Raw genomic sequence first — 13,161 nt, 5'->3', positions numbered from 1 at the left:
TTATTGTTGTTACTCAGCATTTTCCACTCTAAAAGAAAAGCTCCTATCTACCAATACCCGCTTCACAAAAGACAGGTCATGTTTATCCACCGGAAAGAACACGGCTTGACAGTCCACGCTCGGATAAGACTTGATAGCTGTTTTCTCTGCCATTCCCTTAACCAGTTCGTAAAGAAATCCTACTGTTTCTGCCGTCGCCTGAGCGATAATCACTTTTGCCTTCATCGTTTCTTATTTATATTCGTTTATAATCGGTTTCAAACTCACGCCGTAGCAACTCATCAAGCGCCGGATAAGATTCTTTACATAAAAATCGGGAGCGGAAAACACAATCCCGGTCTCTTCAGTGTATCTGAAACTGATACCGTCCATCATCAACACGTAAGCGACTTTGTGCTTCACGCTTTGTGTCTGCCATTCTTGAATCTCGTCATTCATATCCTTTGTCATTTTTAAGTTTTACTTCTAATATTCGTTTATATGGCCGCCTTTTCATATCTTTGAGGCGTGTTTATATTTTAAATACACTGCAATATTAATAGTAAATCTTCTAATAACAAAATATTTCGCGAGTAAATTTACTAATAAAATTATGGGCACAGTTCAAAGAATACGGCAATACATTGAAAATAAAGGTATTAGCAAATACAGATTTTACCAACAATCTGGATTATCTAATGGAGCATTAGATAAGGGTGAGAATATAGGCTCTGACAAATGTGAGAAAATACTCTACGCATTTCCTGATCTTAATTCAGATTGGCTTCTTACTGGTAGAGGTTCAATGTTAAAAAATAATGGATTAGAATTGATTGATAATAAAGAAGATATAGAAAAAAATGAATTACCCGAAGTAAACTATGAATATAAAGGAGCACCTTATTATAATGTAGATTTCATTGGTGGCTTTGATTTAGTACTAAATGATCAAACCAATAACCCTGATTATTACATCAATTTCCCACCATACAATAAAGAAGGCGTTGTTTGGTGTAATATCACTGGTCACTCAATGGAACCAGAATTAAATAATGGTGATTTTATTGCTCTGAAAGAAATGACTGACCCGATTGAGTATTTGCCATACGGTGAAATCTATGGAATTATAACAGACAATTACAGAACAGTTAAACGAATACGCATGTCAGAAAGAAAAGGCTTTGTTCGTTTAATACCCACAAATAAGAGTCCTGAATATGGAGAACAGGAGATTCCTATCAATATGATACGAAAAGTGTTTGCAGTTTTGGGAAGTATGCATAGATTATTTTGATATTTAGATATTTACGCCTTATTATATAGGCTGCAATAATAAAAAACTTATGATTTTATACTACTCAATATGCGCAAAAACCCCGTATTAGAACCACAACGAAGTATTATATATAGGTAAATGTACCATAAAAACATATAGTTTTGCATCCCCAAACGCATCCCCTTATAATACATTTCGTTTTTGTTTTAGTAAAAATGCGCCTCCAAATGCATCCCCAATCGCATCCCCAACACCAAAAAAGCGGTATTTCCGACCGTTCAAATCGGTAGGAAACCCGCTATCATAAGGGAAGCCGTTTAAATACGGCTTAAATACTAATAAAACAACTACTTACCGCTTCTTATCAGGTGCGACTGGATAATCATTGCCCGTTTCGTTATTTTGCAGCTTCCATCGATCATCCCGGCGTGTAGAAGGCTGCTTTTGGTAATACCTACTTCTGCCTCCGTCAACACGTCAAAGATGGCTGAAAGACTGCCGAAATAATAGTTCTTCTTCTCATAGATCAAATGTACATGGATAACCTTCGTCATAACTCATTTGGTATTTTTCTTTCTCGCAAAGATACCAAATAATAATTATTTGGAATAATCAAAGAAATATTTCTCACGATCATAATCGAAACCGGATAAAAGAAAAGAGGCCGTTTAAAGCCTCTTTACCACTCCGGCAAGCAAACACCCGTCCGAGCCAATCAAACATCCCTGTGCGCCCCGTTTGCGCCCGTACGGGTCCTATATTAATCCTGTGTACCCCCCAATGTAAAGCAACCGTTTAAAAACCGTTCAAAATAGGCCGCCGATGTAAGCCCAGTGTAAAGGCTGTGTCACTTTTCGTTTTGCACACTTCTCCTACTCTTCACCCGTCTAACTTATTGATATTCTTATTGTATGGTCATTTTCCCTACCAGTAGGTCTTTACACATTTCGTTTTACCCCCCTTATATGGGAAGCTTATTCTTCTTGTCTGTAGCCATTCCCTACGAAAGGCAGACAAGTATTAGGGGTGGCTGTTCCCGGACCATTTGATCAAACTGAAATTGAAAAGCGAGAAGATGTGTTGGTATATACAACACCTGTACTCCACACAGCCGTAGGAGTGACAGGAATGGTGGAATTAAAGTTGTATGTATCTTTCAAGCAATTACAGGAAAGTCGACGAAGCTAGCTTACTTTAAAACAATGGATGTAAATGGAAAAAATTCATAACTATGAATGAAGAAAAACATAGTTATGAATTGAAAATTTCATAGTTATGATTTTTCAGTATCAAAATAGGCAAGTAATTCTTCTATCGTTTGGGTGATATAGGTACCGCCGGAAGTCTCATGGATGATAAAGTGGGTGGTCTTTAAATCGCCAGTCTCAATCCAAATATTCGATTCCACTTCCCGATTCGCCAAAATTCCGTTTCGCTGGAGCCCTTTACGCACCATAGCGTATTTCTGTCCATGTCCAACGAGGCGAATCTGTCGAGAGAATTGATTATCTATACGGAATAATCCGGTATCCTTATCGAAAACAATCCCTTTCCGGGCGAAAAAGTTGCTTAGATGACCACTCAATGCCAAATCCTCGGGAGTACCGGTAGAGATACCATTCGCTTTGTCCATTAACCAGATCTTATCCGATATCTGAAGAGCCAGCTCCAAATCGTGAGTGGACATAAATATCGTCTTATTCGTTTTCCGGGTTAGATGATGGAGTAATTGCATAATCTCTACCTTGCTGGGGAAATCAAGGAATGCGGTAGGTTCATCCAAGTAAATAACCGGAGTCTCCTGAGCGAGCGCCTTAGCGATCATCACTTTCTGGCGTTCTCCATCCGATAAGGTATGGACCATGCGGGATGCTAGTTCCTCAATGCGGACAAGGGCGATGGATTCTTCCACGATCCGCTTATCATCCTTGCTCAACTTACCCCAGAAGCCGGTATACGGGCTACGTCCCATCCCGACCAATTCCCGTACCAACATATTCCGGATCTCACATTTATCGGTCAGCACGACACCGATCGTGGTGCTCAATTCCTTATCGGAATAAGTATCTATATCTTTTCCTAGGACCAATATTTCCCCATCTAATTTAGGTTGGAAAGCCGATAACGTGCGCAATAAAGTAGACTTCCCCACCCCGTTAGCACCCAGCAAACAGGTTAATTCACCACTATAGATCGTAGAGTGTATACCTTTAGCTACCAGCTTTGTACTACTCTTAGAATGGTAACCGATCGAAAGTCCGTTAATATGAATCGTATCTTGTTTCATCTTACTCGTTCAATTCATTCTTACGTTTTCTAAATAATACTGAGGCCACTACTGGAGCACCTACTAAAGCGGTTACCGAGTTGACAGGTAACGCTCCCTCGAACCCCGGCATACGGGCGATCAAATTACAGATCAACGCCAACGCCGCACCGGCGAATAAGACCGCAGGCATTAAAATCCGATGGTCGGAAGTTTGAAATATGGCCCGGCATAAATGCGGAACGGCTAGCCCCAAGAAGATAATAGGTCCGCAATAAGCAGTGACAATCGCCGTAAGGACCCCAGCCGAGGTGATAACCAACAAACGGGCCCGCTTGATATTAAGTCCCAAATTGCGTGCGTAGCTATCCCCAAGAAGCATCAAGTTCATGGTCTTGATAAGCAGGAACGAGAGAGGGATCAAGATTGTCATAAGAATCACGAACAACGTCATCTGATTACCGGAAACACGGGCGAAACTACCCAATCCCCAAATCACGTATGCACGGATATCCTCCTCGACGCTAAAGAATTTAAGTACACCGATCACGGCGTTTGCCACGTAACCGATCATCACACCGATAATCAACAACGTGACATTTCCTTTTACCTTTTGGGAAACATACACGATCAGCGCCATCACGGATAAGGAACCGATCACGGCCGCTATCGATAAGGCGATCTCCCCCATAAAACCAAGTTTACTCAAGGCAACGCCCCCTAAACTACCGCTTAACAACACCACGAAAGCGACACCCATGCTCGCTCCCGAACTGATACCTAAGACCGAAGGTCCGGCCAATGGATTACGGAAAACGGTTTGCATCTGTAAGCCGCTGATGGATAAGCCAGCTCCCGCTACCAACGCTGTCAATGCCTGTGGTAGTCGGGATTTCCAGATAATATTCTGCCATGTAATAGGCTCATTTCCTAAATTCCAGATAATATGCCAAACCGATTGAAGAGGAATAGAGACTGACCCCAACACCAAATTCAAAAAGATTAGAACAAAAATAGCCGTGACAATCGCCAGCATCCATAGGGTATTTGAATGTCTCATCAGTGTTCCTTATTTAAGTCGAGAATAATAGACCGACTCATGATCCGGTAATAAATCCGGATGAAAGATATGAAGCAAATCCGCTAGGACGATCTCCGGTTCTGTCGGCATACTCTCATAAAACGGCGTGTTCTTCATATTACAATAGATAATTCCTTTCTCCCGGAACGCACGGAAATCCTCATAACGAGGATCTTGCTCTTTCAATGCCTCATAGCTGAACGTTCCCGGGAAACTATTCACGATACGCCAATAATCAGCGTCGTCCGCTTGGTTATAGACCGTCTCGAAGTCTAATGTAACACCACCGGATCGCTCATCATCTTTCAAGAAATAATCAGCGCCGGCATCCTTGAAAAGTTGCGCTAAGAAGCTCTTTCCTCCTACGGCATACCAGTTTCCACCCCGTAACTCGCCACTAAAAACGATCGGACGTTTTTTAACCTTACCATCCGCCGTAAGTTCCTTTAATTCATTATACCTCTTCTCGATGGTGGCGAAACGCTCATTGCCATCTTTCTCTATCCCCAACAGCAAGCCTACGAACTTGATCCACTCGGCCTGTCCCAATGGCGTAGTCTCCTTATAACCCAAATGGGGAATCAAGGGAATACCCACGTCTTTCAGCGTCTCATAGCCTCCCCGCTTGAATGGCGATACAAGGATCAAATCAGGATTCATGCTCATGATAACCTCGTTATCGAAATTCCCCTCGATACCGATCTTAGCGGTTTTACCTTCTTTCAGGCGTTCGTTCATCTCTTTATTGAACAAATGCCGTGTACTGGTAATCCCAACGACCCTATCCAAGGCACCCAATTTAATAAAGTTCGATAATTGCAGGGAAGTCATACAGATAACGCTTCGGATAGGAAGCTCTATCACCGTATAATCAGCGGGAATCCCCGTGGGTTTCGCACCTCTTTTCACGAACGCATAATGAAACGTGGTGCTTTCCTCATTTTGAGGATCTTGGATATCAGCCAAGAGATATTGATCCGCATAGGTAAGCTTGAATCCTTGGGCGTATAAAGGCTTAACCTGCTCTTGCGAGAACGCAGATTGCTCTACGGAAGCCGTCTTCCCTATTTCTCCTTTTTCACGGATACCTGAAGTACATGATAAAGTCAATACCGATAAAAGCAAGCATCCACCCGCTATAAACTTATTCATAATCCTTGTTTAATTGACAGTTGATCATTGACAGTTACTCTCGTCCTGCTCCACGGGACAGCAACATTTATTTATGAACCGGCAGGTCTTCTGACTTACTTCCATTCAGGACGCCTTCCCGATTACAAAACCAGTGGCCAAGGTATTGTCCGAATGTTTAAAAGTTCACAGCAGCGTGGTCTGTCCGGGATTCTCACCCGGTTCCCTTTTAATCCGCCTCCCGGAAAAAGAGATAAGCGGAGCCTGTTACAGTGACAAAAGTAGTAAGAATATTTGTATACATCCACAATTTTAAGGACTTTTGCGTTTCAAATAAAAACAGATACACATGAATCATCCTATTCACTTCGTCTCATTAGGTCCCGGTGATCCGGAATTAATTACGCTGAAAGGGCTTAAAACATTACAAAAGGCTGATATTATCTATTGTCCTGCTACACAAGGCAAGCATGGAATCATATCTCGGGCGACGGATATATTGAAAGCTATTGAGGTAGACGAATCCTTGATCCATCCGTTTATTTTGCCAATGAGTAAGGAACGGACAGATGCGTTAAACGCTTATAACGAATTGTTTCTGGATGCCCAAGCTGAATATTTGAAAGGGAAACAAATCGTGATCGTCGCCGAGGGAGACGCTGGTTTTTATTCATCTATACAATATGTATACGATAAATTCGAGGAAACAGGAATCCCGGTAGATCGAATCGCAGGAATTCCGGCATTTATAGCGGCAGGTGCCTTGGCCGGGATACATATCGTAAAACAAGAGGAGCAAATTAACGTAATCCCCGGGACTGCGTCGTTCGATGAACTTTCGGCAAAAATAGAAAATGGAATGATCATCGTCATCATGAAATTACCGGGTTGCCAAGAGGCTATTCATACTTGTATCCGGCAGTATGCGGATAAGGCGGTTTTTCATTATTTCGAGAATGTAGGAACAAGAAAAGAATATTATACTACTGATATCGCCACTATACATTCCAAGGATTTCCCCTATTTCTCCCTACTGATTATCCAACCTCGCTAAAAGAAGAAGGCTGCCCGGAGAGTAACCAAACCCGGACAGCCCATCTTATTACGCTACATGCAATATATGCTTAAGCTGATCGATATGGAAACGAAGTGTATCCATATAAGGTTTCACTGAATTATGGTACATGACCGCTTTTGCGTGCATATCTTCCAACTCGCTTACTTTACGGTTCGCCTCACGCATTTTACAAGCGTTGTAGCGAATACCCGATACATGTCCTTTGATATCCTCGATCGCTTGGTTTCCCCGGTTGAAGATAGACTCTGCTTCTTCCGGAGCGTATACCGTATAGGCTTGGGCAACGTCATCCAGTAACGCCTGTTGATAAGAGCCGGCTATCGGGAGCAATTGATGGATCGCATGATGACATAAAGAATGAACCTCGTTTTGAAGCTTCTTCAATTCTACTTCCCACTTTGATTCACATACTTCATCCAATTGTTTGACTTCCGCTACGACACGACCGCTAAACAATTCCACTACCATCTTTTCCCATGCTTCTGCTACCCACGATTTAGTAGCAAATGTAACCTGACTAAATCTTACTGTTGACATAACCTTAAATTTACATATTATATTGCTAATGTTATTAGTCTCTTATCTGTTTCAATTTATCACACTCAAACCATTTTAGGTTTCTTTTTATCGTTGTGACATCACAAAATTAATCAAATTATTACAGATGAATAATTTTAAAGACTATTTTATAATTCTTTAAAAGTACAACAAGCAAAACGTATGATTTTTGCAAAGCTCACTTTACAAAAAGTTTAATTTCAAGCCTGACAGCTATCACAAAAAGCAAGATCCTCGCCATCTTCGCACAAAAATATCAAAATAACACAATCTTATTATTCCATAAAGGGGGAAAACCTTGTTCCGTATCATTTTGTTATTATAATAAATTAGATTTACTTTGTTCAAACTATATAAACTTACATAAAGCACATGAAATCGGACATTGAGATAGCAAGAGAAACAGACTTGCGTAAAATTAAGGAAGTTGCGACAACGTTAGGTATCCCTCGTGAGGAAGTACAAAATTATGGCAGGTATATTGCCAAGGTTCCTATCCATTTGATCGATAAAAAGCAAATGGACCAGCATAATTTAATTTTAGTGACCGCTATCACTCCCACTAAAGCGGGAATCGGAAAGACTACGGTTTCGATCGGTCTGGCTTTAGGGCTGAATAAAATAGGGAAGAAAGCGGTGGTCGCTTTACGTGAGCCGTCTCTTGGCCCGTGTTTCGGCATGAAAGGTGGTGCTGCCGGAGGTGGATATGCCCAAGTGCTTCCCATGGAAAACATCAACTTGCATTTTACAGGGGATTTTCATGCGGTTACTTCCGCCCACAATATGATTACCGCTTTATTGGATAACTATATTTATCAGACCCGCAACACCTGCGAGGGATTGAAGGAGATCAAATGGAAACGGGTTCTTGACGTAAACGACCGTAGCTTACGTAACATCGTATCGGGTCTAGGCGGCTCGGCGAACGGTGTCCCTACCGAGACCGGATTTGACATCACTCCCGCTTCAGAGATCATGGCGATCCTTTGCTTGGCTACGGATATAGAGGATTTGAAACGACGTGTCGGAAATATTTTATTGGGTTATACAAACGAAGATAAGCCTTTCACGGTAAATGATCTTGGCATAGCCGGAGCTATTACCGTATTGCTAAAAGACGCATTACTGCCGAACCTTGTACAAACAACGGAGAATACTCCCGCATTTGTACATGGAGGTCCTTTCGCTAATATCGCCCATGGATGTAATTCCATATCGGCCACCCAAATGGCTCTTACTTATGGAGATTATGTGATTACGGAGGCTGGTTTCGGCGCTGATCTGGGCGCGGAGAAATTCTTTAATATCAAATGTAGAAAAGCGGGGCTTTCACCGAAACTGACAGTCATCGTAGCGACTGCCCAGAGCTTGAAACTTCATGGTGGCGTTCCGGAGAAAGAAATCAAGGAACCGAATATCGAAGGATTAAAGAACGGATTCGCTAACTTAGATAAACACATTGAGAATATGAAGAGCTTCGGCCAGCAAGTAATCGTTACTTTCAACCGTTTCGCTACCGATACGGACGAGGAGATTGCGTTAGTGGCTGAGCATTGCGAGGAGAAAGGGGTTGGATTCGCCATGAATAACGTTTTCGCCGAAGGCGGTGAAGGGGGTACGGAGCTTGCCCGCTTAGTGGTTGATACGATCGAAAATCATCCTTCCGCTCCTTTACAATATACATATGATCTGAATGATCCGATCCGTACGAAGGTACAAAAAGTGGCCCAGAAGATATACGGAGCTTCTTCGATTGTTTATACGACTTTGGCCGATAAAAAATTGCGTCAGATCGAAAGCTTGGGTATTTCCCATTATCCGATCTGTATCGCCAAGACTCAATATTCATTCTCTTCCGATCCGAAAGCTTATGGGGTCGCCAAAGATTTCGAACTAAAAGTACGAGATGTAATCATCAATAACGGAGCCGAGATGATCGTTGTCGTCATGGGCGAGATCATGCGTATGCCGGGACTCCCGAAAGAGCCGCAAGCCCGAAAGATCGATATCGTGGATGGCATGATTGAGGGATTGAGTTAATAGACAGTAAAACGATTCAAATAAAAAAGGTGCGCCTCACACATTCAGTAAGGCGCACCTTACTTTTGCTTATTTATGAATAAACTTTATAGAACCTCTAGCTGTATTTAGCAAATAGATTCCTGCTGGCAAGCGAGAGATGTCAATACGATTCGACTTACTCTCTGCCATTTTCCCTCCAGTTATCGCATAAATAGAAATCCCGCTTTCCGTTCCTTGTACTTCCAACACATCTCCATAAATATGAAGTTTCAGTTCGTTCTCCTCTACTACAGGAGCGATAGAGGTTGTTCCATTGAAATAGTCATGTGTCTTTCCTGAATATTCCCAGCTTGTCTCAGCGGGGAAATACATTTTCTGATAATTTTTCGAAATCATCGGGTTTCCCGCGTCCACGATCTCCGTCTTGCTTTCTGACATAAGCATCCAACTACCACCGAAATCAATGGAAGACGAGGTTTTCGTGACATTCTTATCGTAAGACCACTCCATTTTCATCTTGAACGTCTCTCCCTCAGCCGTACCTGTCATGAGTATCGAGACCGGATATTTATCTTTGTTGAAAGTGGCTTCTATATCCACTTTCGCCTCGGCTTTCCATGCGCCTCCCTCAAAGCTGGAGGAAGTGACGGAGAACTTCTCATAGCCATTTCCGGTATAAGTGTATTCTGTTTTCTCGCCTGCCACGTCGGCTGCCGAATAAGAGATAGCGACCAAAGTGCGTCCTTGGTTATCATTCTCCATCACGGTCTTGCCATCATATACCCAATCAGACGAACTTGAGTTCCATTTATAACTGTCTATACGAACCACGCTTTTATTACCATCGCATATATAAACATCTTTCTGTTCCTGCGCATCGTTCTTGTCATAGGTAATACTATAGTCCGGACATCTTCCAAACAAATACCCCGGAAGAGAGAATGATTGCGCCATCAATGAAGAAATACCTACTAAACAGGCTACCAATGTAAATAATACTCGTTTCATATTCTTGATTTTTTACGATTAAACTTAAAAACTATAACCTTTCTCCGCAATTCCCGCAAAATGTAGCGGTCGGAGCTAATTGCATTCCGCATTGAGGGCAAAAGCGGCTTTCCGGCGTTGAGACCTGTCCCGGTATCTGCGGTCGCAAAGGATCTTGTGCTGCGGAAGTAGCGGTGGGATTCGGTTGCGGCATCTCGTTACCTTTCTTGAAAAGCTCCTTGAACTTACCGGACAAGCCGCTCAACTTACCATACAGATCGAAAGTAACTTGCGTGGCGGGAGCTACTTGCATATAGCTGCTCATCATTTTCACCAAGATCCAGCTATCAATAAAGGCATACTTTACTGTATAGGCGAACAACAATGAAATAATGAAAGCCATGAAACCGCTCCAGCCGAACAAGCGGAACAATCCACCGAAGAGGATAAACGCAATCAACGTAACCACCACGAACGATAAGATGACCATCCCCGTTGTCTTCGCCGCATCCTTGAGCAACGTCTTCCAGTTCTGAAAATAGATAATGACACCATCTGCCGCCGATTTATAAGGGTTTTGAGCCGGATGGTAAAAGGTGTAACCTAAGCAGCACTCGTCCACATACCCCAACGAGATATCGAGAAACATGTTGGTGAGGCTCTTTATCCCGTCAGCTCCGGGGAGCGCCCCGAGCAAACTGTCCGTAACACGTCCCAACGTACGTTGTAACTGTTTAATGGAACCCGCCACAAGTTTATCCAAGGCAAAATACACGTTGGATGTACCGAAACGTTCCTTTACCATCGTCTTTCCCATCTCGAAGGGTTTGGCAGGTACATAGCCGGTTTGATACGCCATCGCGATCACGGCCACATGCCCGGCTTTTACGAGATAACCGATGTAGTGATTCAAGAAGAAATTCACTACCCCTATAAGTCCCAACCAGATGAAAAACATGATCGCTACCACTCCGTCGCTATTGAACAGGACCGATATGCCCATCAAGATAGCGAAGAGCAGCACGGCTATCAATATATTCAGCAATCCTAATCCTAGTTTTATCCAACCGAATTGCAGGGTCTTGAAGAAAATCTCTTTTGCTGTCATAAAGTATACATTTATGGGTTATTATGCTATTTCAACAGACGGTATTTACCGATGATAGGTAATTCCTTAGCTCGCCCGTTCAGCGCGTTAATGATACCGATGACTGCCAGTACCGTAAACACGATGTAAACGAGGTTCAATACCGTACCGCAAAGAGAGTAGATGCTCCATAAGCCCAATCCCCTCCATAGGATCGCCCGCAAGAGGGCGGTCAGAACGGAGTCCGCTATGATCCAGCCAAACATGGCGATGCATAAAAGCAAGCCTTGGTTGGCATGGAACCGGGCGAATTTCGAGTCCTTGGCCGCAAGGATCGGGATCAATACCAGAATCCCGAAATAAGCAAGGATAGCCATTACCTTATTTTGCTCTACATCGGCTTTATCGAACTGGTCGGTCAGGTCCGCGGTCTTGTTCATACCACTTAATTTGTCGCTCAAGGCATCGGCCGTGGCGGTAGCCTTAGCCATTGATTCCGCATCGGTCGGTTGTACCGGCGGAGGTGTCTGTTGCCTGTTCGGTTCGGCGGCAACTATTTGCATAGGTGATCCGCAGGCCGGGCAAAATCTCACGCCTTCATTCACTTGTTGTCCACATTTTCCACAGAATGCCATAATTTGTTTCCTCCTAATTTTAGTATTGTTATTATTTGAGTAGATCTCCGAAAGCTTCCATCAAGCTGTCTATCTCGCTACCGAACAGCATCCGTACGGCGAAGAACATCAGCAACGACAAGACCGAACCGATTATCATCATGATCAGCATCGCACGGGCGAAGTTCGCCTTGTTCACCTTCTGGCAGCCTCCGCAGGGCCAGATAATGAGTAGGATGAGATTGATCAACGGAAGAAGCATCAACAGGAAGATACCGATATACCCACCCGTCGTGATCGGTTCATACTTGCTTCCCGGGGGAAGCGGAGCGTTCGGATCGCCCGCCGGAGCCACGTATCCCGGTTGAGGTTGTGCGTAAGCCGGTTGCGATGGCGGGGCATAAGCCTGCTGCGGTAGTGGCTGAGGCGCAGGTTGCGGCTGCACATAGGTTTGCTGGGGCGGTGGCGGGGCTTGCGGTTGTGCCTGTACCGACATCGGCGTACCACATGAGGTACAGAATTTTATGCCATCCGGGACATTTGTCCCGCAGTTTGTACAAAAAGCCATGATTTCTCCTTTCTTTAAAGTAACTGTTATACATCATTCCATTTTTGTTCCGCAACCGCTGCAGAAACGATGCCCGGCGATAACTTCCGTGCCGCAGTTCGGGCAGAAACGTTTCGCCGCAGGCGCTTGTTGCACGGGTTGCGTCAAACGGGTTCCACACTCTTGGCAAAAGTTGGTTCCCTCCGGATTATAGGCCCCGCAATTGGGGCAGCTATGCTCCTGCTCCTCGGCTTCCCGGCGGGCACGTTCCTCGGCCTCGGCACGTTCGAGGGCGGCTTTCCGCCGCCTGCTTGTTGGCTGCGAGTAAATCTAGCTCTGCCCTTATCTCCGGATAGTTCTCGCCGCCATCCGTCTCATATACTTGCCGTCCGAGACGGGCATAGATCTTTCCCTCCCTTTCCGAGAACTCTTTCATCTCGGTCTGGGCATTGAATATCTTCACGTCGGGATCATCCTGCAGCATGAATCCGGACAAGCCTTTTACGATTCCTGTTAAAATATCTCCCATACCACC

General features: G+C 43.9%; 16 protein-coding genes and 1 riboswitch. Of the genes, 3 read left to right on the top strand and 13 right to left on the bottom strand.

Going from position 1 to position 13,161, the window contains the following annotated elements; all coding sequences use genetic code 11:
* Positions 1-9 precede the first annotated feature (9 nt).
* Both HMPREF0999_RS03200 and HMPREF0999_RS03195 read right to left on the bottom strand, forming a co-directional pair.
* Positions 10-225, bottom strand: coding sequence for a hypothetical protein (locus tag HMPREF0999_RS03200; protein ID WP_009275144.1), 216 nt, complete (start codon positions 223-225; stop codon positions 10-12).
* A 6-nt stretch (positions 226-231) separates the two neighbouring features.
* A complete protein-coding gene (locus HMPREF0999_RS03195) occupies positions 232-438 on the bottom strand; it encodes a hypothetical protein (protein ID WP_009275143.1) in 207 nt (68 codons plus the stop codon).
* A gap of 154 nt (positions 439-592) precedes the next feature.
* Between HMPREF0999_RS03195 and HMPREF0999_RS03190 the strand changes: the two genes are divergently transcribed.
* Positions 593-1,273 (top strand): helix-turn-helix transcriptional regulator, encoded by a 681-nt coding sequence (locus HMPREF0999_RS03190; protein WP_009275142.1) that lies wholly within the window; start codon positions 593-595, stop codon positions 1,271-1,273.
* Positions 1,274-1,602: 329 nt separating this feature from the next.
* Here the strand turns inward: HMPREF0999_RS03190 and HMPREF0999_RS03185 are convergent, their stop codons facing one another.
* The 4 genes from HMPREF0999_RS03185 to HMPREF0999_RS03170 form a co-directional block, all read right to left on the bottom strand.
* Entirely contained in the window at positions 1,603-1,809 is a 207-nt protein-coding gene (locus HMPREF0999_RS03185; protein WP_009275140.1) for a hypothetical protein, read from the bottom strand.
* A 719-nt stretch (positions 1,810-2,528) separates the two neighbouring features.
* Positions 2,529-3,542 (bottom strand): ABC transporter ATP-binding protein, encoded by a 1,014-nt coding sequence (locus HMPREF0999_RS03180; RefSeq protein WP_005857094.1) that lies wholly within the window; start codon positions 3,540-3,542, stop codon positions 2,529-2,531.
* A 1-nt stretch (position 3,543) separates the two neighbouring features.
* On the bottom strand, positions 3,544-4,581 hold the full coding sequence (locus HMPREF0999_RS03175) for an iron ABC transporter permease (RefSeq protein WP_005857096.1): 1,038 nt from the start codon (positions 4,579-4,581) through the stop codon (positions 3,544-3,546).
* Positions 4,582-4,590: 9 nt separating this feature from the next.
* The gene (locus HMPREF0999_RS03170; RefSeq protein ID WP_005857097.1) at positions 4,591-5,754 is read right to left on the bottom strand and encodes an ABC transporter substrate-binding protein; all 1,164 of its coding nucleotides are present in this window, start codon (positions 5,752-5,754) and stop codon (positions 4,591-4,593) included.
* Between the two features lie 62 nt (positions 5,755-5,816).
* Positions 5,817-6,016, bottom strand: a riboswitch (cobalamin riboswitch).
* A 66-nt stretch (positions 6,017-6,082) separates the two neighbouring features.
* Between HMPREF0999_RS03170 and HMPREF0999_RS03165 the strand changes: the two genes are divergently transcribed.
* Positions 6,083-6,787, top strand: a complete 705-nt coding sequence (locus tag HMPREF0999_RS03165) for a precorrin-2 C(20)-methyltransferase (RefSeq protein ID WP_005857099.1) — start codon at positions 6,083-6,085, stop codon at positions 6,785-6,787.
* A 48-nt stretch (positions 6,788-6,835) separates the two neighbouring features.
* On the opposite strand, the gene HMPREF0999_RS03160 is transcribed toward HMPREF0999_RS03165, so the two are convergent.
* A complete protein-coding gene (locus tag HMPREF0999_RS03160) occupies positions 6,836-7,348 on the bottom strand; it encodes a hypothetical protein (RefSeq protein ID WP_005857102.1) in 513 nt (170 codons plus the stop codon).
* 393 nt (positions 7,349-7,741) lie between these two features.
* Between HMPREF0999_RS03160 and HMPREF0999_RS03155 the strand changes: the two genes are divergently transcribed.
* Positions 7,742-9,409, top strand: coding sequence for a formate--tetrahydrofolate ligase (locus HMPREF0999_RS03155; RefSeq protein ID WP_005857104.1), 1,668 nt, complete (start codon positions 7,742-7,744; stop codon positions 9,407-9,409).
* 69 nt (positions 9,410-9,478) lie between these two features.
* On the opposite strand, the gene HMPREF0999_RS03150 is transcribed toward HMPREF0999_RS03155, so the two are convergent.
* The 6 genes from HMPREF0999_RS03150 to HMPREF0999_RS03125 are packed head-to-tail and all read right to left on the bottom strand — an operon-like array spanning position 9,479 to position 13,155.
* Positions 9,479-10,399 carry a hypothetical protein gene (locus HMPREF0999_RS03150; RefSeq protein WP_005857106.1) on the bottom strand — a complete coding sequence of 307 codons (921 nt, stop codon included), beginning with the start codon at positions 10,397-10,399 and terminating at the stop codon, positions 9,479-9,481.
* Positions 10,400-10,430: 31 nt separating this feature from the next.
* A complete protein-coding gene (locus HMPREF0999_RS03145; RefSeq protein WP_005857108.1) occupies positions 10,431-11,486 on the bottom strand; it encodes a zinc-ribbon domain-containing protein in 1,056 nt (351 codons plus the stop codon).
* 26 nt (positions 11,487-11,512) lie between these two features.
* A complete protein-coding gene (locus tag HMPREF0999_RS03140) occupies positions 11,513-12,100 on the bottom strand; it encodes a DUF4870 domain-containing protein (protein ID WP_005857110.1) in 588 nt (195 codons plus the stop codon).
* A 31-nt stretch (positions 12,101-12,131) separates the two neighbouring features.
* On the bottom strand, positions 12,132-12,647 hold the full coding sequence (locus tag HMPREF0999_RS03135) for a zinc-ribbon domain-containing protein (protein ID WP_009275139.1): 516 nt from the start codon (positions 12,645-12,647) through the stop codon (positions 12,132-12,134).
* Positions 12,648-12,680: 33 nt separating this feature from the next.
* A complete protein-coding gene (locus HMPREF0999_RS23295) occupies positions 12,681-12,956 on the bottom strand; it encodes a zinc-ribbon domain-containing protein (protein WP_080598096.1) in 276 nt (91 codons plus the stop codon).
* Positions 12,859-13,155 carry a hypothetical protein gene (locus HMPREF0999_RS03125; protein ID WP_005857114.1) on the bottom strand — a complete coding sequence of 99 codons (297 nt, stop codon included), beginning with the start codon at positions 13,153-13,155 and terminating at the stop codon, positions 12,859-12,861. Before HMPREF0999_RS03125 ends, HMPREF0999_RS23295 begins: the two co-directional genes overlap by 98 nt.
* Positions 13,156-13,161 lie beyond the last annotated feature (6 nt).

Source organism: Parabacteroides sp. D25, from assembly GCF_000307475.1.
Classification (GTDB): Bacteria; Bacteroidota; Bacteroidia; order Bacteroidales; family Tannerellaceae; genus Parabacteroides; species Parabacteroides distasonis.
This window is presented reverse-complemented; position numbering and strand designations above follow the sequence as displayed.